Source organism: Microbacterium album, from assembly GCF_014643695.1.
GTDB lineage: Bacteria > Actinomycetota > Actinomycetes > Actinomycetales > Microbacteriaceae > Microbacterium > Microbacterium album.
Genome location: NZ_BMJY01000003.1, coordinates 49,085 through 69,863, shown reverse-complemented (window position 1 = coordinate 69,863; position 20,779 = coordinate 49,085). Strand labels below are relative to the sequence as shown.

Genomic DNA, 20,779 nt, shown 5'->3' with positions numbered 1-20,779 from the left:
GCGTGACCCAGCGACTCGACGCCCGGATGCGACTCGTCCGCCGCCGAGGAGCACCGCTCCTGCTCGGGGTGCTCGCGCTCGTGACGGTGCTCGCGGGCTGCGTCCCCGAGCCGGCGCCCACGCCGACCGCCGAGCCGCCCGCGTCGGCCCCGGACCCCGCCCCTACGCACGAGCCCCCCGTCGCGCTCGTGCCCGACGGCACAGCGACCGACAACCTTCCGATCTTCACCGAGGTCACCGAGCGCGTGTGGGCGTCGGAGCACCGGGCCGAGGGGCGCGCGTACATCGACGCGCTCGTGGAGGCCGGGTTCGACAAGGCCGACATGCAGGTGACCGAGGACACGTCGACGGTCGGAAACCCCGCCGAGTCCATGCAGTTCTCCGTGCTGTGGAAGGGAGAGTGCCTTGTCGGTCAGGTGGGCCCCGACATCGGCGAGGCCGTGACGCGCGTGCTCGGCGCCCTCGAGAACGGCACCCTCTGCCTCCTGGGCAACACGCGCCCCATCGACTGGTGACCTCTTCACCGCCCGCCCCGCGGCGGAACCGCGCCGCGCTCTAGACTGGGAGCCAAATGGCTGAATATATCTACCAGATGGTGAAGGCCCGCAAGTCCGTGGGCGACAAGCTGATCCTCGACGACGTGACGATGGCGTTCCTGCCGGGCGCCAAGATCGGCATGGTCGGACCCAACGGTGCCGGCAAGTCGACGATCCTCAAGATCATGGCGGGTCTCGATCAGCCGTCCAACGGCGACGCGACCCTGACGCCCGGCTTCTCGGTCGGGATCCTGCTGCAGGAGCCGGAGCTCGACGAGTCGAAGACCGTGCTCGAGAACGTGCAGGACGGCGTCGCCGACATCAAGGGCAAGGTCGACCGCTTCAACGAGATCTCGGCGCTCATGGCCGAGCCGGACGCGGACTTCGACGCGCTGCTCGCCGAGATGGGCACGTTGCAGGAGGCCATCGACGCCGCCGACGCGTGGGACCTCGACGCGCAGCTCGAGCAGGCGATGGACGCCCTTCGCACGCCGCCGGGCGACGCGATGATCACGCACCTCTCGGGCGGCGAGAAGCGGCGCGTCGCGCTGTGCAAGCTGCTGCTCGAGAAGCCCGACCTGCTGTTGCTGGACGAGCCGACCAACCACCTTGACGCCGAGAGCGTGCTGTGGCTCGAGCAGCACCTCCAGAAGTACGCCGGCGCCGTGATCGCGATCACGCACGACCGGTACTTCCTCGACCACGTCGCCCAGTGGATCGCCGAGGTCGACCGCGGCCGGCTATACCCCTACGAGGGCAACTACTCCACCTACCTCGAGAAGAAGGCCGAGCGCCTCGAGGTGCAGGGAAAGAAGGACGCCAAGCTCCAGAAGCGCCTCAGGGAGGAGCTGGAGTGGGTCCGCTCGAACGCCAAGGGGCGCCAGGCCAAGTCGAAGGCGCGTCTGGCCCGCTACGAGGAGATGGCCGCGGAGGCCGAGCGCACGCGCAAGCTCGACTTCGAGGAGATCCAGATCCCGCCGGGGCCGCGCCTGGGCAACATTGTCATCGACGCGAAGAACCTGAAGAAGGGCTTCGACGGTCGCACCCTGATCGAGGACCTGAGCTTCAACCTGCCGCCCAACGGCATCGTCGGCATCATCGGCCCCAACGGCGTCGGCAAGACGACGCTGTTCAAGACCATCGTGGGGCTCGAGCCGCTCGACGGCGGGGAGCTCAAGATCGGCGAGACCGTCAAGATCAGCTACGTCGACCAGACCCGCTCGAACATCGACCCGGAGAAGACGCTGTGGGAGGTCGTGTCCGACGGTCTCGACATCATCACGGTCGGCAAGACCGAGATCCCGTCGCGCGCGTACGTGTCGAAGTTCGGCTTCAAGGGTCCGGACCAGCAGAAGAAGGCCGGCGTCCTGTCGGGCGGTGAGCGCAACCGCCTGAACCTCGCGCTCACGCTCAAGGAGGGCGGCAACCTGCTGCTCCTCGACGAGCCGACCAACGACCTCGACGTCGAGACGCTGCAGTCCCTCGAGAACGCGCTGCTCGAGTTCCCCGGCTGCGCGGTGGTCATCACCCACGACCGATGGTTCCTCGACCGCATCGCGACGCACATCCTGGCGTACGAGGGCACCGAGGAGAACCCGGCCAACTGGTACTGGTTCGAGGGCAACTTCGAGGCGTACGAGGCGAACAAGATCGAGCGTCTCGGCCCCGATGCCGCGCGTCCCACACGTGCGACGTATCGCAAGCTCACGCGCGACTGAGCCGCGCAGACCGAGCACGACGCAGGAAGGCCGCCCCGATCGGGGCGGCCTTCCGTGTGGGTGACGCTCCTTACGGGAGCAGGCCCTCGAATGCGTCCGGGTGCTGCTCGAGCCACGCCTGGATCGCCTCGGCCTCGCGACCCTCGCCGTACTCGTTCACGACGAGGTCCTCGAGCGCGCCGTACTGCTCGTCGTCGAGGTGGATGTTCGCGATCAGCTCCGCGGCGTCCGGGAACTCCTCCGCGAAGCCCTGCTTGCCGAGGAAGTGCAGCGACTCGGGCTCGCCCATGGCGCCGAGCGGGTCCTCCAGGTCCTTCACGTCGAACGCGCTGTTGGCCCAGAAGGGGCGCCAGAGCGTGACGACGATGTCCTCCTCGGCCGCGATCGCGTTCTGCAGCGCGGTGAGCATCGTCGCGGTCGACGAGGTGATGAGCGTGAAGTCGTCCTCGAGCTCGTAGGTCGGGATCATGGAGTTCTCGGTCACGCCGGTGAGTCCGGCGCCCGGCTCGATGCCGATGATCTCGCCGCCGAAGCGGGTGGGATCGTCCGCCAGCTCCGCGATGGAGTCGATGTCGGTGTAGCTCGGGACCGCGATCGTGAGCTTGGCGTTGTCGTAGTACGCCCCGATGTCCTCGATGGTGTCGCCGTATCGCTCCATGTACTCCGCGTGCGTCACCTCCGGCCACGCCGAGGGGTACACGTCGATGTCGCCATTGGCGAGCGCGGTGTAGAGCGGCGCGGCGTCCGTGAGCTCCTCCATCTCGACCGTGTAGCCGAGCTTCGTGAGCTGGTCCTCGAGCAGGTACGCGGTGCTGAGCCCGTCCGTCCACGAGGGGATGAAACCGAGCGTGATCGTGCCCTTGTCGCCGTCGCCGTCGCCGGACTGTCCGGCGCCGCCGTCGGTCGCGCAGCCGGCGAGCGCGAGGCTCGCGGTCGCTCCGAGGGCGATCGCCCCGATCAGGTGTCGCTTGTGCATGGTGCTTCCTTTCTTCCCGCGTGCTGTGTCGCGGGCTTTGGGGATCACTTCGCGCCGAGGGGCGCGGAGGTCAGAGGGCGCGGGTCGCTCCCGCGGGGTCGGCGGTCGCCGGATCCGTCGTCTCGCCACCGGCGCCGGACGCCGGATCGGACGCGGGGCCGGACGCGTCGCGGCGCCGGGCGAGCGCAGCGCGGAGCGAGCGCGGGTAGTCGCCCGGGTTGCCGAGCGCGGCCGTCACACGGTCGAGGAACACCGCGAGGATCACGACGCTCAGGCCCGCCTCGACGCCCTTCGCGAGGTTCAGCGTCGAGATGGAGGAGACGACCTCCTTGCCGAGGCCGTCGGCGCCCACGATGCCGGCGACGACCGCCATCGACAGGGCGAGCATGATGACCTGGTTGATGCCCGCCATGATCGTGGGCGTCGCGAGCGGCAGCTGGATGCCGCGGAGGATCTGGCGTGACGTCGCGCCGAACGCGTGGCCCGCCTCGACCGTCTCACGGTCGACGCCGCGGATCCCGAGCTCGGTGAAGCGCACACCCGGCGGGAGCGCGAAGATGATGGTGGAGAACAGCCCCGGGACGACGCCGATGCTGAAGAACGTCACCGCGGGGATCAGGTAGACGAAGGCGGGCATCGTCTGCATGAAGTCCAGGATCGGGCGCAGGAACGAGCTCACGGCCTGGTTGCGGGCCGCGAGGATGCCCAGGGGGATCGCGAGGGCGATCGCGAGCAGCGTCGCGATCAGCACGAGCGCGAGCGTCTGCATGGACGTCTCCCACTGGTCCATCGCGACGATCAGCAGGAAGGTCACGGCGGTGCCGACCGCGAGCTGCCACGAGCGGATCGCCCAGCCGAGCAGTGCGGCCACGAGGATCAGGGCGGGGGCCGGGACAGCGAGGAGGACGTCGGTCAGGCTGTCGATGAGCCAGCGCATGGCGACGCTCACGAGATCGAGCAGCCAGTCGAGATTGGTCTTGATCCAGTCGATACCGCCGGCGACCCACGCGCCGACCGGAATGCGGAGGAGCTCCATCACACCGTCTCCTTTCCGCCGGTGGTCTCGAGTCCGTCGGAGCGCGCATCGCCTTCCGCGAGCAGCTCGTCGATGACCTGGGTCGGCACGGGCGGCAGCGGCAGCTGCAGCTCCTCGGTCGCGTTGGGCCCCGGGCCCAGCGCGGCCAGCAGTGTGACGCGCGGGATGACGCCCACGAGACGCCCGGCGTCGTCGGTGACCGCAAGCGGCAGCTGCGACTCGATGGCCGGAACGAACAGGTTCATGAGCACCTCGTCGGATCCGACGACGTGCGGGGCGGGGCGGACGATCTCGCTCAGCGCCGAGCCGCCGCGACGAAGGAGGCGCAGGGCGTCGCGGTCGGTGACGATGCCGATCAGCCGTCGGTCGCGGCCGACGACGTACGACGCGGAGGAGTAGGCGTCGCGCATGGTGCGCAACGCGGTGCGCGGCCCCGCGCTCTCGACGATGACGGGGCGGGGTCGTTCCATGACGTTGCCCGCGGTGAGGACGCGCGCCCGATCCACGTCCTGCACGAACTGCGCCACGTAGTCGTTCGCCGGGTCCGTGAGGATGTCCTCGGGCGTGCCGATCTGCACCACGCGCCCGTCGCGCATCACGGCGATCCGGTCACCGAGGAACATCGCCTCGTTGAGGTCGTGCGTGATGAAGATGATGGTCTTCTGGAATCTCGCCTGCAGGTCGAGCAGCTGCTCCTGCATCTCGCGCCGGATGAGCGGATCCAGCGCGCTGAACGCCTCGTCCATCAGCAGGATGTCGGTGTCGGCGGCCAGCGCCCGGGCGATGCCGACACGCTGCTTCATGCCTCCCGAGAGCTGACCCGGGAGCTTGTCGCCCCAGCCGCCCAGTCCGACGAGGGCGAGGATCTCCTCCGCGCGTGCGAGCCGCTCGCTCTTCGCGACGCCGCGCAGCTCGAGCGGATAGGCGACGTTCGCGGCGACCGTGCGGTGAGGCAGCAGGGCGAAGTGCTGGAACACCATGGAGATGCGGTCGCGGCGGAGCTCCCGCAGCCGCCCGTCGGACACACCGGTGAGCGGCTCGCCGTTCACGGTGATGGTGCCGGCGGTCGCGTCATGCAGGCCGTTGAGCATGCGGATGAGCGTGGACTTTCCGGAGCCGGACAGGCCCATCACGACGAAGATCTCGCCGCGCCGCACGTCGAACGACGCGTCGATCACGGCGGCCGTCGTGCCGCCGTCCAGCTCGTGGCGGGGGACTCCCGCGCGAAGACGCTCCACGGCGTCTTGCGGACGGCGCCCGAAGACCTTGTACAGGTTGCGAGCGCTCAGGGCGATGGCGTGGTCGTTCTCGGTCACGTTCTCCTCTGCCGAGTGGCACGACGGGTGTCGCGCGATCGGTGATCGGTTACGGTCCGGGCAGACGATGCGTGCCACACGGGGTGCGGCCGTCGGGTCGACGACGATCGTCGGCCATACGGATGCCGTGGGGGCGGTATCCGCGGGCCTGGTTTGGGCGCGGGCCCCGGTCGCGTCGCACGCGTCACCCGGGCTCGCATCGGCCTCTGCGGCGCAGTTGCCCGCGCTCCACCGGAGGCCTCGCCTAGGCTAGCAACGTCGCGTCCGCCGCCTCTGGCCGAGTCACCGGCAGGCTTCCGCCGCCAGATCCGCGTCGATCCGGGGCGAGGAGACGCACGGGAGGGGCACTGGAACCCGCCCTGGTCGTTATCGGATCGTGACAGAAACCACCAGAATCGGGACGAAACCCGACGACGAGAGGACGCCATGGCCCGCGTGCATGTTCCCGTTCACCGCCGATGGGGAGATCTGGATGCGCTGGGGCATGTCAACAACACGTCGATGCTGAAGCTGCTGGAGGAGGCGCGGGTCCGCGCCTTCTGGGTACCCGAGGATTCGGCGGAGGCGGCGCCCACGGCGGTCTTCGGCTCCGACGTGCTCGAGGGCGCGGGCTCGCTCGCGACGCTCATCGCACGTCAGGAGATCGAGTATCTCCGGCCCGTGCCGTACGGCCACGAGCCGCTCGACGTGCAGCTCTGGATCGGACGGCTCGGCGGCTCGAGCGCCGAGGTCTGCTACGAGGTGCTCAGCCCGGCGGGAGCCGAGCCGCAGGTGGTGTACGCCCGCGCCTCCACCGTCGTCGTCCTCGTGGACAGGGCGACGGGTCGTCCCGCTCGGCTGCCGGCGCCGCTGCGCGAGGCGTGGTCGCCCTTCCTGGAGGAACCGATCGCCTTCGCGCGTCGCTGAGGTGGGCACGCATGGGGGATCCGTCGCCCGCGCGGCGCCGGGAGCCCGCGAATGGGGGAGACTGGAAGACGGCGTTCGCGTCGCCCCAGCACGTCCGCGCCGGCACGAGAACGTACGTCGAAGAGGGAGCTCGCATGGACACGTCCACCGTTTCGGATGCCTTCCGGCGCGAGCGGTACCCGTACCTGCGGCATCACGCCGACCGGGTCTACCTGGACTCGGCGGCGACCTCGCAGCGTCCGGACTCCGTGATCGATGCGGAGGACGCCTTCGCCCGCACCGAGTACGCCGCGGTGCATCGCGGGTCGAGCATGGCGACGGGGGAGGCGACCTGGGCCTTCGAGGCGGCACGGACGTCCGTCGCCCGGCTCGTGGGCGCGGGGGAGCGCGAGATCGTCTTCGCGGAGAACGCCACCGATGCGCTGAACATGATCGCGCTCGGCCTTTCCGACGCGTCGGCCGGACTCGGGGCCCCGCAGCTGGCCCTCGCCGCGGGCGACGAGATCGTGGTCACGGAGGCCGAGCACCACGCCAACCTCATCCCGTGGCAGCGGCTCGCGCGCCGGACGGGCGCGGTGCTGCGCGCGGTGCCGGTGGATGAGCGGGGCGTGTGGTCGGTCGACGACCTGGCGCGCGTCGTCACGCCGCGCACGCGCGTCGTCGCGTTCGCGCACGTGTCGAACGTGACGGGCTACATCGCCCCCGTCGCGGAGGTGGTCGCCACAGCACGCGCGGTCGGGGCTCTCACGGTGCTCGACGCGTGTCAGTCCGTGCCGCACCTCCCGGTCGATCTGGCCGGCCTCGGCGTCGATTTCGCGGCCTTCTCATCGCACAAGATGCTCGGACCGACGGGGATCGGCGCGCTGTACGGACGCGCCGAGCTGCTGGACGCCTTGCCGCCGGCGCGGACGGGCGGGTCGACCATCACGACGGTGACGATCGACGATGCCGAGTTCCTCCCGGCGCCCCAGCGATTCGAGGCGGGGACGCAGCCGGTGACACAGGCGGTCGGCTTCGGCGCCGCGGCCGACCATCTCGTCGATGCCGGTATGGAGGCCGTGCGCGCCCACGAGGCGGAGCTCGCAGGCCTGCTCGTGGACGCCGTCCTCTCGGTGCCCGGCACGCGCCTCATCGGCCCGGGCGAGGGCGCCGAGCGGGCGGGGCTCGTCAGCTTCGCGGTGGACGGGGTGCACGCCCACGACGTCGGGCAGTTCCTGGACGAGCGGGGGATCACGGTTCGCACGGGGCACCACTGTGCCCAGCCGCTGCACCGCCGGCTCGGCGTGGCGGCCACGACCCGTGCGAGCGCGTACGTGTACTCGACGGCCGACGACGTCGCCCGCTTCCGGGAGGCGCTGTCCGACGTGCGCGGGTTCTTCGGAGCAGACCGGTGAGCGCGGGCCTCGAAGAGCTGTACCGCGAGCTGATCCTCGATCACTCGCGGCACCCCGTCGGGCGCGGCGACGTCTCGCACGCGGCGCACACCCACCACGAGCTCAACCCGTCATGCGGAGACGAGATCACCCTGGGCCTCACGCTCGCCGACGGCCGGATCTCGGAGCTGGTGTGGGAGGGCCAGGGCTGCAGCATCTCGATGGCGTCCGCGTCCGTGATGGCGCAGCTGCTCGCCGAGGCGCGGAGCGACGACGCGTTCGCCCGCATCGAGGAGTTCCGGACGATGCTCCGCTCCCGCGGCGCGACCGAGCCGCCTGAGGCACTCGGGGACGCCGCCGCGTTCCAGGGCGTGGCGAAGTACGTCATGCGCGTCAAGTGCGCCATGCTCGCCTGGGTCGCGCTAGAGGCGTGCCTGAAGCAGGCGGCCTAGGAGAGGCGCGCGGGGCGGCCGGATCAGCCCTGGCCGGGCACGCGCAGCATGATCTCCTGCGCGACGGTCGCGAGGAGTACGCCGTCGCGCGAGTACAGCTGCCCCTGCGCGAGGCCGCGCCCGCCCCGCGCACTCGGGGATTCCTGCACGTACAGCATCCACTCGTCCGCGCGTCCGAAGCGGTGCCACCAGATGGCGTGGTCGAGGCTCGCGGTGCGGATGCCGGGCGTCGCCCACGGGACGCCGTGCGCCCGCAGCACCGGCTCCTGGATCGTGAAGTCGGTGACGTAGGCCAGGGCGGCGCGGTGCAGCATCGCGTCGTCCCCGATGGGACGACGCAGCCGCGTCCACACGGCCTGGCGCGGGGCGGGATCGTCGACGGCGACGTAGATGTGCCCCCCGACGTGCCGCACCTCGATCGGGTTGTCGCGGATGGCGAAGGCCGCTTCGGGCCGCCTGCCCATCCGCGGATCCGGGCCGGGGAGCTCCTCGGGCGCGGGGACCTCCGGCATCGGGACCTGGTGATCCAGGCCCGGATCGTCGTCCTGGAACGAGGCGATGCCGGAGAAGATCGGCTCGCCGTCCTGGAAGGCCTGGATGCGACGGCGCGAGAACGAGCGACCGTCGTGGATCCGGTCGACCGACAGCGTCAGCGGCTTGCCGACGTCGCCCGGTCGCAGGAAGTAGCCGTGGAGCGAGTGCGGAGCGCGGTCGGGCGGAAGCGTGCGGGCGGCGGCCACGACGGCCTGCCCGAGCACCTGACCGCCGAAGATCCGCCCGTTCGGCATCGCGTGCGAGGCCGCGGTGAAGATGTCCTCGCTCGTGCGCGCGCCCGTCTCGCCCAGCGCGAGCACGTCGAGGAGCACGCCGACGGGGTCCGGGTTCGGGGCGGCATCGGTCACCCGGCCAGTCTAGGCGGGCCGATCCCGGCGACCGCCGAGACGCGCGCCCGGGTCCTGTCCGGCGACCTAGGCTGGAGGGATGACCGCCCGCCTCGTGCTCGCCGACGCCGACACGGCGCAGGACGCCCTCACCTTCGCCCGCCGCGCGGCCCGCATCGGTGACGAGGGCGTGCGGCTGCAGGGCTCCGGCGGAGTACTGGTGATGTCCGCGGCGGCGCTCGCCCCGCACGGGATCCTCGATCGGACGCCGACCGTGCTCGCCCTGCGCGTGATCGCCGCCGATCCCGAGCTGCAGTGCGACCTCGTCGTCTCCGAGCTGTCCGAGACGGAGGACCCGACGTCCCTCGGGCTGCCGGACACGGCGATCGCGCCGGCCTGGGCCGGGATCGCGCCCCCGCGCGCCGGCTGGGAGCCACAGGGGGAGATCCCCGCGGCGACGCTCGCCGCACGCGCCCAATGGGGAATCGCGGCCGTGGCCGAGCGCGTCCCGCGCGATGCGGGTGAGGAGGTCGTGCGAGCCGTCCGCGGCGACGTCTGGGGCGCCCCGGACGATGACCTGGCCGGCCTGCCTCTCGGCGTCGCGTTCGCGGCGTTCTCGTTCGGCTTCATCGCGGGCGAGGAGCAGGCTCGCGTGACGATGTCGGGCCGCTGGACGCGCGTGACGCTGCAGCGCGGCCACGTCCTCTCCCGCGGCCCGGTCGCGTCCGGCCTGACGCCCGTGCGCGCCACCGGCGCGCGCCCGGCCCCCTGACGCCGCCGCGCTGGCGCGGAATGCGGTACGTGTGTTGGGGTAGGTCGTTGACTAGCGCCGGTGCGGTTTACTAGCGCTCCCCGCGCTAGTAAACCGCACGGACGCTAGTCAACGTCGGAGGGGCGTGCGTCGTCACGGCTCGGGGGTCGGCTCGAAGGTGTTGACCATGGCCATCGCCGCGCGCTGCAGGTAGTCCCACAGCGTGGCCTCGTGCAGGGGCGACAGGCCCAGCTCGTCGACGGCCGCGCGCATGTGCCTCAGCCAGCGGTCGCGCGCATCCGGATTCACGTGGAAGGGCGCGTGGCGCATACGCAGGCGCGGGTGCCCCCGGTTCTCGCTGTACGTGGTGGGTCCGCCCCAGTACTGCTCGAGGAACAGCGTCAGCCGTTCCTTGGCGGGTCCGAGGTCCTCCTCGGGGTACATCGGCTTGAGCACGGGGTCGTCCTCGACGCCCCGATAGAACGCGTCGACGAGCTTCACGAACGTGTCGTGCCCGCCCACGGCCTCGTAGAAGGTGATGGAGGGGTTCTCCCCGTGCCCCGCGGGGCGGATGCCGAGACTCACAGTGCCGTGTCCTTTCCGTGGCCGGCCGGGGTTGCGTCGGCCGCCGAATCCTCCGGCGGGTTGGCCGGGCCGTCCGCGGCCCGGTCCTGCGCCGGTGCGGGTCCCTTCTTCCGCACGCGGGGCCGCCACGAGGGCCGCTCCGGGAGCGGTTGGGGCTCGGTGCGCGGCGGATTGGCTCCGCGCACACGCAGCGCGCCGTCCGCGCCGGCGAGCGTGACGGCGGAGAGCGAGGGGAGCTCCAGCCCGAGCGCGTGGACCGTCTGGCGCACGCGCATGCGAAGCTCGCGCGCGACGTCGTCTTTCGCGCTCGGCTTCGCCCGCAGCACCAGGCGGATACTGAGCGTGTCGCCCTCGACGGATTCGAGCCCCCAGACCTCCGGCGCGTCCACGATGCGTGTGCGCCAGCGCTGGTCCTTGGCCAGCTCGTCGGCGGTCTCGAGCAGGGACTCCTCGACCGCCGCGACATCCACGTCGGCGGGGAGCCCCACGTCGACCACGACGCGGGACCAGCCCTGCGACATGTTGCCGATGCGCGTGATCTCTCCGTTGCGGACGTACCAGAGCGTCCCGTTCACGTCGCGCACATGCGTCACGCGGACGCTCACGAACTCGACCACGCCGGTCGCCAGGCCGAGGTCCACGACGTCGCCGATGCCGATCTGATCCTCGGCGACGATGAGGAGACCGTTCAGCACGTCCTTGACGATGTTCTGCGCGCCGAAGCCGAGCCCCGCGCCGATCGCCGCGCTGATGAGGGCGAACGACCCGAGCAGGGTCTGGTCGATCGCGTTGACGATCAGGATGATCGCGACCACCACGATCGCCGTATTGATGATGTTGTGCAGGATCGATCCGAGCGTGCGGGTGCGCTGCACGAGGCGCACCGAGGCGAGGGGGGAGCGCTCGAGTGCACGCGTGTCGTCGACCCGCGCCTTCGACTTCGCGCCCTGGACGATTCGGTCGACGACGCGTCGCACGAGGGCGCGCAGGAGCCACGCGACCAGGAAGCACCCGACGATGATCGCCGCGATGTGGACGAGCTTCCACCCCGCGTCGACCAGGAAGGCGAGGACCTGCTCGGAGAAGGTCATGACGTCTTCGAGGGGGTCGTCGGTGCTCGTGCGCGTGCTCATCGGGTCGATGTTAGGCGGCGAGCCCCGGTGCGCGCTGTGCGCGTCGTCGGGGCTCGCCGGGAACGATCGTGGTCGGCAGGGTCACTCGTCCTCGTCGCGCGCCTGCGCGGCCAGCGCGCGCTCGACGCCGGCGAGTCCCTCGAGCACGATGCGGCGCAGCGCAGCCGGAGCCTCGGGGTTCTCGCCCAGCCACGTGCGGGTCGCCTCGAGCAGAGCGGCGTCTGCGAGAGGCGCCGGGTAGAGCAGCTCGCAGAGGTACTCGGCGATCTTGAAGGTGCGCGATTCCCAGATCGGCACCAGCATGCCGAAGTAGGGCGCCACGTACTCGCGCAGCAGATGGCGCGACGCCGGGTGCACGAATCCGGTGGCCGCCGAGCGCACGAGCGAGTTGGGCAGCTCGTCCCGCTCGACGAGCGACGCCCACGCCTTGGCCTTGGCCTCGGGCGTGGGGATGGCGGCGCGGGCCTGCGCGGCGAACTCGGCGCCCTTCGCCGTGTTGTCGGCGGCCAGGGCGTCGTCGATCGCGGCGTCGTCGGCCGCTCCTCCCGCCGCGAGCGAGACGAGGAGCTGCCACGCCAGGTCCGTGTCGACCGTCAGGCCCTCGAGGGCGATCTCCCCGTCGCGGAGGCGGCGCACCGTCTCCCACTGCGCGGGCGTCGACGCCGCGGACGCGAAAGCGGTCACGAACTGCAGCTGTGCATCGCTGCCCGCCTCGGCGCCCTGCGCGAGCTCCCACAGGCTGTCCGCCACGCGGGCGCGCGTCGCCTCGCGCGCCGCGGGGGCGACATACGCGTTCGCGGTCAGCTGCAGCTGCGCGAGGGTGGTGCGGATCGTCGTGGACTCGGACTCGCGACCGATGTTGCGCAGCACCAGGTCGACGTAGTCGCTCGGCGCCGACTCGGCGTCGCGGGTCTGATCCCACGCGGCGCCCCACACGAGCGAGCGGGCCAGCGGATCGGAGATGTCGGCCAGGTGGGCGATCGCGGTCTCGAGAGAGCGGTCGTCGAGCCGGATCTTCGCGTACGCGAGGTCGTCGTCGTTCAGCAGCACGAGCGCCGGACGCCGCTTGCCCTTCAGGTCGGGCACCTCGGTGAGGTCGCCGTCCACGTCGAGCTCGACGCGGTGCGTGCGCGTGAGGGCGCCTCCGGCGAGCTCGTAGAAGCCGATCCCCAGGCGGTGGGGACGGATGGTGGGGTAGTCGGCGGGAGCGGTCTGCGTGATGGCGAAGCGGGAGATCGTGCCGTCGCCCGCCTCGTCGATGACCGGCGAGAGCGTGTTCACGCCCGCGGTCTCGAGCCACTTCGCGGACCAGCCCGACAGGTCACGCCCGCTCGTGCGCTCCAGCTCCGTGAGCAGATCCCGCAGCTCCGTGTTCGAGAAGGCGTGCTTGCGGAAGTAGGAGCCCACGCCGGCGAAGAACGCGTCGATGCCCACCCACGCGGCGAGCTGCTTCAGCACCGATCCGCCCTTGGCGTACGTGATGCCGTCGAAGTTGACCTGCACGTCCTCCAGGTCGTTGATCGGCGCGACGACCGGGTGCGTGGACGGCAGCTGGTCCTGCCGGTAGGCCCAGGTCTTCTCCATCGCGTTGAAGGTCGTCCAGGCCTCGGTCCACTCCGTCGCCTCGGCGGTGGCGATCGTGGAGGCCCACTCGGCGAACGACTCGTTCAGCCACAGGTCGTTCCACCACTTCATCGTCACGAGGTCGCCGAACCACATGTGCGCGAGCTCGTGCAGGATCGTCACGACCCGACGTTCCCTGACCGCATCCGTGACGTTGCTGCGGAACACGTACGCCTCGGTGAACGTGACGGCGCCGGCGTTCTCCATGGCGCCCGCGTTGAACTCGGGGACGAACAGCTGGTCGTACTTCTCGAAGGGGTACGGGTAGCCGAACTTCTCCTCGTAGTAGGCGAAGCCCTGGCGCGTCTTCTCGAAGATGTAGTCGGCGTCGACGTGGTCCCACAGGCTCTTGCGCGCGAGCACGCCGAGCGGGATCACGCGGCCCTCCGAGTTGGTGAGCTCGGACCGGGTCTCCTCGTAGGGGCCCGCGACGATCGCGGCGATGTAGGACGACATGCGCGGCGTCGGCGCGAAGCCCCACGTCGCGTTCTCCCCGTCGTCGTGCGGGATGGGCTCGGGCGTCGGCGAGTTCGAGACGACCTTCCACGCGGCAGGCGCCGTCACCGTGAACTGGAAGGTGGCCTTGAGGTCGGGCTGCTCGAACACCGCGAACACCCGGCGCGAGTCGGCCACCTCGAACTGCGTGTACAGATACACCTCCCCGTCGACGGGGTCCACGAAGCGGTGCAGACCCTCGCCCGTGTTGGTGTAGAGGCAGTCGGCGTCGACGACGAGCTCGTTCTCCTCCTCGAGACCGTCGAGCTGGATGCGCGAGTCCCGGAACGCCACGGAAGGGTCGATCTCGCGGCCGTTGAGCGTGATCTCCCGGACGTCCCGGGCGATCAGGTCGATGAAGGTGGCGGCCCCCGGCGTCGCGGAGAAGCGCACGACGCTGCGCGAGCCGAACACCTCGGCGCCCTTGGTGAGGTCGAGCGCCACCTCGTAGGAGCGCGTGTCCACGACGGCGCGGCGCTCCTGCGCCTCGATGCGGGTGAGGTTCTCTCCAGGCACTGCTGAGCTCCCGAGGGGTGTGTGGCAGGGGAGTGCCGCGCGGGCGGCGGCAACTCGACAAGCCTACGTGTTTCGAGGCCCGGGATCGCGGTGAGACTCCGACCCGATGAACATGGGATGAAACATGCGAGCCCGTGCACGCGTCGCGCCGCGGTTGGGCCTACCATGCGAGCCGGGGGAGCACGAAGGAGACGGCGATGGCCCGAGACGATCGTGGCGCGGAACGGCTGGCCGCGGCCGTCACGGTTGCCGCGGTGCTCGTCGCAGGGTATTTCGCAGTCGGAGCCGGCGTGGGCACGATGGGAATGACGGTTCAGCGGCCCGACGCCGAGTTCTCGCGGTTCGTGGAGGCGCTGGCGGACGTCCCCGGTGTCGAGGCCGCCGAGGGCGACCGGTGGAGCGAGGGACTGATCCTCGGCGAGCTGCGGACCTCGGCCCGCGTGACGATCAAGGCCGAGGAGTCGGCGGTGGAACGGCTGCGGGTGGCCGCCTGCGAAGCCGGGTACCGCGAGGACGTCGACTGGCGGGTGACGGTGGAGACCGAACGCGGCTCGGCGGCGGTGGTCTACGCCTACGACGACCCGTGCCCGCAGATCGGGCGCGAGGCGGTCGCCGCGGCGCGCCAGCTCGACGCCATCGCCGTCGGGTGCACCATCCAGTACGAGCAGCGCGCGGACGTGGGTTTCCTCCTGATCGACAGCGGCGACTGCCCCGGCCCCGATGATCGCGCGGAGCGCTTCCGGCGCGGGATCTCGCTGCTGCGCGGCGCCCCGGACGTCGCTGCGTCGGCGCGCGCGCCGGAGGGCACCGACGTCACCGTGTGGAGCGACGCGCTCACCATCACGGCCTCGCCGGGAGAGCGCGGGCCGATCGGCGATCTGCTGGACAGGCTCGCCGCGAGGGGGGTCGTGATCTTCGAGGTGGACGATCCCGGCCGGCGCGTCCATATCGGGGTCCTGCGCGACACGGACGAGGAGCGCGTGCGCTCGCTCGTCTCCGGCAGCGAGCTCCGGTTCTCCGGCTACGACCTGACGGTGAGTCGCCTGGGAGATCCCGTCGCGGGCTGACGCCCCGCGCGACCCGGTGGTCGACGTCCTGGACCCGCGCGCGATCGACGTGTGCGCCAGGTGCGAGACTGGAGGGGTGAACGAGCAGCGCGAGAACACCCCCACGTCCACCGTCACCGCGACCGAGCGCGGGCCCCTCTTCGCCTCGGCGGCGGCATCGAGCGGCGAGCCCTTCATCGAGACGCCGGTCGCGTACGACGCGATCCTGCTGGCGAGCTTCGGCGGCCCCGAGGGGCAGGACGACGTGATCCCGTTCCTGCGCAACGTCACGCGCGGTCGCGGCATCCCGGACGAGCGGCTCGAGGAGGTCGCGACGCACTATCGCCACTTCGGCGGCATCAGCCCGATCAACGCGCAGAACCGCGAGCTCAAGGCCGCGCTGGAGGCCGAGATCGCGCGGCGCGGACTGGACCTGCCGGTCTACTGGGGCAACCGCAACTGGGACCCCTATCTCGAGGACGCGGTGCGTCAGGCGCACGCCGACGGGCACCGCACACTGCTGGCGGTGGCGACGAGCGCCTACAGCTCCTACTCGAGCGATCGGCAGTACCGCGAGGACATCGCCCGGGTGCTCATCGACACCGGTCTCGGGGAGGGGGACGATCCCGTGGCGATCGACAAGGTGCGGCTGTTCTTCGACCACCCCGGCTTCGTCGAGCCCTTCTACGAGGGTGTGCGCGACGCGGTGGCGGCCTACCTCTCCGACGGCGTGGCCGCCGAGGCGATCCGCGTGCTGTTCTCGACCCACAGCATCCCGACGGCCGACGCGGAGCGTTCCGGACCGCGCGACGTCGACTGGGGCGAGGGGGGCGCGTACGCCGCGCAGCACCTCGCCGTGGCCGAGCACATCATGAACCGGCTCGCCGAGGAGGTGCCCGACGCCGCCGGCACGGGCTGGAAGCTCGTCTACCAGTCCCGCTCGGGCCCGGCCTCCCAGCCGTGGCTCGAGCCCGACATCAACGACGAGATCGCCGAACTGCCCGCGCAGGGGGTCGAGGCCGTCGCGATCGTGCCGCTGGGCTTCATCAGCGACCACATGGAGGTCATGTGGGACCTCGACAACGAGGCGATGGAGTCGGCCGCCGAGGCCGGCCTGCGCTCGGTCCGCACCCAGACGCCGGGCGTGCACCCCGCGTTCGTCGCGGGCCTGGTCGACCTGATCGAGGAGCGCCTCAACGGCACGCCCGCTGCCGAGCGTCCGCACCTGACCCCCCTGGGGCCCTGGTACGACGTGTCCCGCCCCGGGGACAGCGAGAACGCCCGCCTGGGCTTCCGCCCCGCCGCCGCCGGCCTCCTGCCCTGACGGCCGCCTGCTCCGTCAAGGAGCGTGAGCATCGGGGGTGTTCAGGGGGACGATGGTGGGTGCGGTGCGCTCATCGACGAGTGAGCGGAAGATGCCGTGAAGGTCCCCGTCATCGCCCTCGGGAGCGATCTGCGTTTCATGGTCGCCGTCTGTGATGAGTAGGCGAGGTTCGTGCTGGAATCCGTCACTGATCGGGCGGGCGCCGTCCAGCACGGCGAGCAGACCGAAGACCGCGCTGTCCGCGCACTCTCGGAGCGCCGCGCGCAGCATCAGCCGATCATGGGCACCGCGGCTCGCGAACCACCTGTGCAACTCCACGAGACGGGGATGCCGCTCGCGCCCGGGCGGCTCCTGCAACGTCGCCATCACCTGGTCGACCGCGGGCGCAAACACCGCTGCGTAGATCGCGTCGACGAACCGCTCCCCACCGAATTCCGCAGCCATGCGGGCACTCCTCTGCTCGGGTCTTCTCTGGTTGTGCTGCGCATGGTCATCCGGGGAGGGTGGCGGCGTGGGCGGGGATGATGCCGAGGCGTTGTTGGGCTTGTGGGTAGGTGACTTCGCGTGGGGGGTGGCGGGGTGTGGGTGGGGGTGCGTCGGGGTCGTAGGAGCCGGGTGGGGACCAGCGGTCGATGAATCCGGATCGTCGGAACCAGACGCCCTGGGGGCCGTAGGCGTCGGGGTTGAAGAGCGGGGCTTCGAACGCTCGTGCCGTGACGTCATGGTAGATCTCGCGCTGCCATGCCTCGTACGCGGCCGCAACGACCTCGAGCGGAGCCTGGACAAAGCCGATTGACCCTGTGGTCGGCGCGAACGCCTCGTCGAGCAGCGTGAGCATCTGCTCACGGTGGCGGCGCGGTGAACTTGCGCGCAATGCCGACGCTTCGCCGTTCGCATCCGCGTCCTGAAACGTTCATCGTTCGAGACCTGCGGCGTTGCCGGGCGGCCATCTCCGAAAGCGGACGGACATCTGAAATACCGGTGCGCGCGCCCGTGCGGTGAGGAACGATGCGGCCGTGCGGTGAGCGCAACGCGGCGCCGCACCGTCCCTAGGATAGTCTCCATGCGCATCCACATCGCGACCGACCACGCCGGGCTCGAGTTCTCCACGCAGCTGCAGCACCACCTGGCGGGGCAGGGGCACGAGGTCGTCGACCACGGGCCGATCGAGTACGACCCCGTGGACGACTATCCGGCGTTCTGCATCCGCGCGGCGCAGGCCGTGGTGGCCGACCAGGAGAGCGGCGTCGAGGCGCTCGGCGTGGTATTCGGCGGCTCCGGCAACGGAGAGCAGATCGCGGCGAACAAGGTCCGCGGGGTGCGCGCCGCGCTCGTGTGGAGCATCGCTACCGCCGAGCTCGCCCGCGAGCACAACGACGCCAACGTGATCGCGATCGGCGCGCGACAGCATGGGTTCGACGACGTGGTGGGCTTCATCGATCGCTTCATCGAGACGCCCTTCTCGGGCGACGAGCGTCACGTGCGGCGCATCGGGCAGATCGCCGCGTACGAGACCGACGGCACGCTCGAGCCGGACCCGCGCGCGAGCTGATGCCCGAGGGTCATTCCGTCCACCGCATCGCGCGGCAGTTCGAGCGTAACTTCGTCGGCCGGCAGGTTCAGGCCTCCAGCCCGCAGGGTCGGTTCGCCGCGGGAGCGGCCGAGCTGTCCGGCCGTGTGCCGACCAAGGCGCAGGCGGTGGGCAAGCAGATGTTCCTCGAATTCGACGGTCAGGTCTGGCTGCGCGTGCACCTGGGCCTCTACGGCGCGTGGGACTTCGCGGGCGAGATCCTCGTGGATCCCACGATCGCCTCGGCCAACGGCAGGATGGGGCAGACGAACCAGCGGGGCACCGACCTCGGAGGCGCCGACGACGCGCCGGTGTTCGACGACGCCGGCGAGAACTCGCTGACCTCGATCGGCGCGCCCCGCAAGACGCGGGTGCACGTGCGGATGTCGGAGCAGACGAAGGGGCTCGACGAGGCGGACGGCCTCGAAGCGGCTGATGCGGAGTGGCCTCCTCCGGTCGTGGGACAGGTGCGCCTGCGGCTGATGACGGACGTGACGTGCGCCGACCTGCGCGGCCCCACGGCGTGTGTGGTCGAGACGCCCGAGCAGATCGACGCTGTGATCGCCCGCCTCGGCCCCGATCCGCTCGTGGGCGACCCGGCCGAGAACGAGGAGCGCTTCGTGGCGGCGGTGCGCCGCCGCAACGTGGCGATCGGCCTGCTGCTGATGGACCAGTCGGTGGTCAGCGGCATCGGCAACGTGTACCGCGCCGAGATGCTGTACCGCGCGCGCCTCGATCCGCACACGCCGGGCAAGGCGATCCCCGAGGAGATCGTGCGGGAGCTGTGGCACGACTGGGACCGGCTGCTGCGCATCGGCGTCGAGACCGGTCAGATGATGACGATGGACGGCCTGGAGGGCGAGGCGTGGCGCAAGGCAATGGCACACCGCGACGACCGGCACTGGGTCTACCACCGCGCGGGTCTGCCGTGCCGGGTCTGCGGCACGGAGATCGTGCTCGAGGAGATGGCCGCCCGCAAACTATACTGGTGCCCCGGATGCCAGCGGTGACCCGGGGTGCCCACGTCGACGTGATCGCCGAGGTGCGGATCGGGGGCGAGGGGCGCGAGCTGATGCCGCTCGCGATGGTCGATCCCGCGGCGGTGTACGACGTGCACCTCGCGGACGGCCTGATCGCCGACATCGCGCCGGCGGGGGCGCTGCCGCGCCGGGGCACGGTGCTCGACGGCGGCGGCGCCTGGCTCATCCCCGGGCTGTGGGACCACCACGTGCACGTCGTGCAGTGGGCGCTGGGCGTGGAACGGGTGTCGCTGCGCGACGCGGCGTCCGCGCAGGAGGCGGCGGCGCTGGCGGCGCGGGCGCCGGTGCGGTCGGATGGGCGGCGCATCGCGGTGGAGATGCGCGACGCGCTCTGGCCCGAGCCCGCGGCGCTCGGCGTGCTCGACGCCGCGACGGGCGACGTGCCCACCTACATCCTCAGCCTCGACCTGCACTCCCTGTGGCTCAACTCGGCGGCGCTGCGGCGCGAGGGCCTCGAGCCCGACGCGGCCGGGCTGGTGCGCGAGGAGGCGGCGTTCGCGATCACGCGCGTGCTCAACACCGTTCCGGACGCCGACGCGGATGCCGCCGTGACGCGCGCCGCGCAGGCGGCTGCCGCGCGGGGGCTCGTGGGCTACGTCGACCTCGACATGACCTGGAACGAGGACGCGTGGCAGCGGCGCGTCGCGGCTGGGTTCGATGCTCTCCGCGTCGACTTCGGCATCTACCCCCAGCACCTCGACCGGGCGATCGCGCTCGGACTGCAGTCGGGCGACCCGTTGCGCGATGCGGACACCGATCTCGTGCGCGTCGGCCCGCTCAAGGTCATCACCGACGGCTCGCTCGGCACGCGCACCGCGGCGTGCAGCCACGGCTATGCGGACGACCCCGGCAACCGGGGTGCGCTCAACGTCGACCCCGCGCAGCTGCGGGAGCTGATGACGGCCGCGACCGCGGCGGGCATCGGGTGCGCCATCCACGCGATCGGTGACGTGGCGAACACCCTCGCGCTCGACGCGTTCGCCGCGACGGGGGCGGTCGGGCGGATCGAGCACGCGCAGCTCGTGCGTCACGCGGATCTCGCGCGGTTCGCGCGGCTGGATGTCGGAGCGAGCGTCCAGCCGGAGCACGCGCTCGATGATCGCGCGCTGACGGACGAGCTCTGGGCGGCGCAGACGGCCTTGCCCTACCCGTTGCGTTCGCTGCGCGACGCGGGCGCCAATCTGCTGCTGGGCTCCGACGCGCCGGTCGCTCCGCTCGACCCCTGGGTCTCGATGGCCGCGGCCGTGTTCCGTACGCGGGACGGCCGCGATCCGTGGCGCCCGGAGGAGCGCGTGGACGCCGCGACGGCGTTGGCGGCCTCCACGGGCGGCGGCTCGCTCCACGGCGCGCGCATCGAGCCCGGCGAACCCGCCGACCTCGCGCTCATCGCGCATGATCCGCTTGCGGCATCCGAGACCGAGCTGCGCGCGATGCCGGTGCACGCGACGATGATCGCCGGACGGCTGACCCACCTGGACTGAGCGGCCGCGAACGCGCCGAGG

At 71.3% G+C, this 20,779-nt stretch carries 20 protein-coding genes; 11 read left to right on the top strand and 9 right to left on the bottom strand.

Features of this window, described 5'->3' with window-relative positions; all coding sequences use genetic code 11:
* The first annotated feature begins 2 nt into the window (after window positions 1-2).
* Entirely contained in the window at window positions 3-515 is a 513-nt protein-coding gene (locus IEX37_RS05095; RefSeq protein ID WP_229663083.1) for a DUF6993 domain-containing protein, read from the top strand.
* A 56-nt stretch (window positions 516-571) separates the two neighbouring features.
* Window positions 572-2,254 (top strand): energy-dependent translational throttle protein EttA, encoded by a 1,683-nt coding sequence (gene ettA, locus IEX37_RS05090; protein WP_188755178.1) that lies wholly within the window; start codon window positions 572-574, stop codon window positions 2,252-2,254.
* 70 nt (window positions 2,255-2,324) lie between these two features.
* Here ettA and IEX37_RS05085 read toward each other — a convergent pair whose 3' ends face one another.
* From IEX37_RS05085 to IEX37_RS05075, 3 genes are all read right to left on the bottom strand, one after another.
* Window positions 2,325-3,230 (bottom strand): glycine betaine ABC transporter substrate-binding protein, encoded by a 906-nt coding sequence (locus tag IEX37_RS05085; RefSeq protein ID WP_188755177.1) that lies wholly within the window; start codon window positions 3,228-3,230, stop codon window positions 2,325-2,327.
* 70 nt (window positions 3,231-3,300) lie between these two features.
* A complete protein-coding gene (locus tag IEX37_RS05080) occupies window positions 3,301-4,266 on the bottom strand; it encodes an ABC transporter permease (protein ID WP_188755411.1) in 966 nt (321 codons plus the stop codon).
* Window positions 4,266-5,582 carry a quaternary amine ABC transporter ATP-binding protein gene (locus IEX37_RS05075; RefSeq protein ID WP_188755176.1) on the bottom strand — a complete coding sequence of 439 codons (1,317 nt, stop codon included), beginning with the start codon at window positions 5,580-5,582 and terminating at the stop codon, window positions 4,266-4,268. The genes IEX37_RS05080 and IEX37_RS05075 overlap by 1 nt, the downstream gene beginning before the upstream one ends.
* 426 nt (window positions 5,583-6,008) lie before the next feature.
* On the opposite strand from IEX37_RS05075, the gene IEX37_RS05070 reads away from it, so the two are divergent.
* The 3 genes from IEX37_RS05070 to sufU all read left to right on the top strand — a co-directional run bounded on the left by IEX37_RS05070 (window position 6,009) and on the right by sufU (window position 8,313).
* Entirely contained in the window at window positions 6,009-6,488 is a 480-nt protein-coding gene (locus IEX37_RS05070; RefSeq protein WP_188755175.1) for an acyl-CoA thioesterase, read from the top strand.
* A gap of 134 nt (window positions 6,489-6,622) precedes the next feature.
* Complete coding sequence (locus IEX37_RS05065) at window positions 6,623-7,882, top strand: SufS family cysteine desulfurase (protein WP_188755174.1); 1,260 nt, start codon at window positions 6,623-6,625, stop codon at window positions 7,880-7,882.
* Window positions 7,879-8,313 (top strand): Fe-S cluster assembly sulfur transfer protein SufU, encoded by a 435-nt coding sequence (gene sufU, locus IEX37_RS05060; protein WP_188755173.1) that lies wholly within the window; start codon window positions 7,879-7,881, stop codon window positions 8,311-8,313. Before IEX37_RS05065 ends, sufU begins: the two co-directional genes overlap by 4 nt.
* Before the next feature lie 23 nt (window positions 8,314-8,336).
* On the opposite strand, the gene IEX37_RS05055 is transcribed toward sufU, so the two are convergent.
* Complete coding sequence (locus tag IEX37_RS05055; RefSeq protein ID WP_229663082.1) at window positions 8,337-9,215, bottom strand: acyl-CoA thioesterase; 879 nt, start codon at window positions 9,213-9,215, stop codon at window positions 8,337-8,339.
* A 79-nt stretch (window positions 9,216-9,294) separates the two neighbouring features.
* Between IEX37_RS05055 and IEX37_RS05050 the strand changes: the two genes are divergently transcribed.
* Window positions 9,295-9,966 (top strand): DUF8185 domain-containing protein, encoded by a 672-nt coding sequence (locus IEX37_RS05050; protein ID WP_188755172.1) that lies wholly within the window; start codon window positions 9,295-9,297, stop codon window positions 9,964-9,966.
* 132 nt (window positions 9,967-10,098) lie between these two features.
* On the opposite strand, the gene IEX37_RS05045 is transcribed toward IEX37_RS05050, so the two are convergent.
* From IEX37_RS05045 to pepN, 3 genes are all read right to left on the bottom strand, one after another.
* Window positions 10,099-10,530 (bottom strand): globin, encoded by a 432-nt coding sequence (locus IEX37_RS05045; protein ID WP_308421663.1) that lies wholly within the window; start codon window positions 10,528-10,530, stop codon window positions 10,099-10,101.
* Window positions 10,527-11,663 (bottom strand): mechanosensitive ion channel family protein, encoded by a 1,137-nt coding sequence (locus IEX37_RS05040; protein ID WP_188755171.1) that lies wholly within the window; start codon window positions 11,661-11,663, stop codon window positions 10,527-10,529. Before IEX37_RS05040 ends, IEX37_RS05045 begins: the two co-directional genes overlap by 4 nt.
* An 81-nt stretch (window positions 11,664-11,744) precedes the next feature.
* Window positions 11,745-14,297 carry an aminopeptidase N gene (pepN, locus tag IEX37_RS05035; RefSeq protein WP_188755170.1) on the bottom strand — a complete coding sequence of 851 codons (2,553 nt, stop codon included), beginning with the start codon at window positions 14,295-14,297 and terminating at the stop codon, window positions 11,745-11,747.
* Between the two features lie 197 nt (window positions 14,298-14,494).
* On the opposite strand from pepN, the gene IEX37_RS05030 reads away from it, so the two are divergent.
* Both IEX37_RS05030 and IEX37_RS05025 read left to right on the top strand, forming a co-directional pair.
* The gene (locus IEX37_RS05030) at window positions 14,495-15,364 is read left to right on the top strand and encodes a hypothetical protein (RefSeq protein WP_188755169.1); all 870 of its coding nucleotides are present in this window, start codon (window positions 14,495-14,497) and stop codon (window positions 15,362-15,364) included.
* 76 nt (window positions 15,365-15,440) lie between these two features.
* Entirely contained in the window at window positions 15,441-16,667 is a 1,227-nt protein-coding gene (locus IEX37_RS05025; protein ID WP_188755168.1) for a ferrochelatase, read from the top strand.
* A 15-nt stretch (window positions 16,668-16,682) separates the two neighbouring features.
* Here the strand turns inward: IEX37_RS05025 and IEX37_RS05020 are convergent, their stop codons facing one another.
* Together IEX37_RS05020 and IEX37_RS05015 are read right to left on the bottom strand one after the other, a co-directional pair.
* Window positions 16,683-17,111, bottom strand: coding sequence for a DUF2057 domain-containing protein (locus IEX37_RS05020; RefSeq protein ID WP_188755167.1), 429 nt, complete (start codon window positions 17,109-17,111; stop codon window positions 16,683-16,685).
* Window positions 17,112-17,157: 46 nt separating this feature from the next.
* Entirely contained in the window at window positions 17,158-17,505 is a 348-nt protein-coding gene (locus IEX37_RS05015; RefSeq protein WP_188755166.1) for a hypothetical protein, read from the bottom strand.
* A gap of 225 nt (window positions 17,506-17,730) precedes the next feature.
* Between IEX37_RS05015 and IEX37_RS05010 the strand changes: the two genes are divergently transcribed.
* Genes IEX37_RS05010 through IEX37_RS05000 form a run of 3 tightly spaced genes read left to right on the top strand, consistent with a single transcriptional unit; the run spans window position 17,731 to window position 20,758 of the window.
* Window positions 17,731-18,219 carry a ribose-5-phosphate isomerase gene (locus tag IEX37_RS05010; RefSeq protein WP_188755165.1) on the top strand — a complete coding sequence of 163 codons (489 nt, stop codon included), beginning with the start codon at window positions 17,731-17,733 and terminating at the stop codon, window positions 18,217-18,219.
* The gene (locus IEX37_RS05005) at window positions 18,219-19,247 is read left to right on the top strand and encodes an Fpg/Nei family DNA glycosylase (RefSeq protein ID WP_188755164.1); all 1,029 of its coding nucleotides are present in this window, start codon (window positions 18,219-18,221) and stop codon (window positions 19,245-19,247) included. The genes IEX37_RS05010 and IEX37_RS05005 overlap by 1 nt, the downstream gene beginning before the upstream one ends.
* Window positions 19,235-20,758 (top strand): amidohydrolase, encoded by a 1,524-nt coding sequence (locus IEX37_RS05000; RefSeq protein ID WP_188755163.1) that lies wholly within the window; start codon window positions 19,235-19,237, stop codon window positions 20,756-20,758. Before IEX37_RS05005 ends, IEX37_RS05000 begins: the two co-directional genes overlap by 13 nt.
* The last annotated feature ends 21 nt before the right edge of the window (window positions 20,759-20,779 follow it).

Coding starts and splice junctions, on each gene's coding strand:
- ettA (WP_188755178.1), top strand. CDS start 572: ATGGCTGAATATATCTACCAGATGGTGAAGGCCCGCAAGTCCGTGGGC.
- IEX37_RS05085 (WP_188755177.1), bottom strand. CDS start 3,230: ATGCACAAGCGACACCTGATCGGGGCGATCGCCCTCGGAGCGACCGCG.
- IEX37_RS05080 (WP_188755411.1), bottom strand. CDS start 4,266: ATGGAGCTCCTCCGCATTCCGGTCGGCGCGTGGGTCGCCGGCGGTATC.
- IEX37_RS05070 (WP_188755175.1), top strand. CDS start 6,009: ATGGCCCGCGTGCATGTTCCCGTTCACCGCCGATGGGGAGATCTGGAT.
- IEX37_RS05065 (WP_188755174.1), top strand. CDS start 6,623: ATGGACACGTCCACCGTTTCGGATGCCTTCCGGCGCGAGCGGTACCCG.
- IEX37_RS05050 (WP_188755172.1), top strand. CDS start 9,295: ATGACCGCCCGCCTCGTGCTCGCCGACGCCGACACGGCGCAGGACGCC.
- IEX37_RS05040 (WP_188755171.1), bottom strand. CDS start 11,663: ATGAGCACGCGCACGAGCACCGACGACCCCCTCGAAGACGTCATGACC.
- IEX37_RS05030 (WP_188755169.1), top strand. CDS start 14,495: ATGGCCCGAGACGATCGTGGCGCGGAACGGCTGGCCGCGGCCGTCACG.
- IEX37_RS05020 (WP_188755167.1), bottom strand. CDS start 17,111: ATGGCTGCGGAATTCGGTGGGGAGCGGTTCGTCGACGCGATCTACGCA.
- IEX37_RS05015 (WP_188755166.1), bottom strand. CDS start 17,505: ATGCTCACGCTGCTCGACGAGGCGTTCGCGCCGACCACAGGGTCAATC.
- IEX37_RS05010 (WP_188755165.1), top strand. CDS start 17,731: ATGCGCATCCACATCGCGACCGACCACGCCGGGCTCGAGTTCTCCACG.
- IEX37_RS05005 (WP_188755164.1), top strand. CDS start 18,219: ATGCCCGAGGGTCATTCCGTCCACCGCATCGCGCGGCAGTTCGAGCGT.
- IEX37_RS05000 (WP_188755163.1), top strand. CDS start 19,235: ATGCCAGCGGTGACCCGGGGTGCCCACGTCGACGTGATCGCCGAGGTG.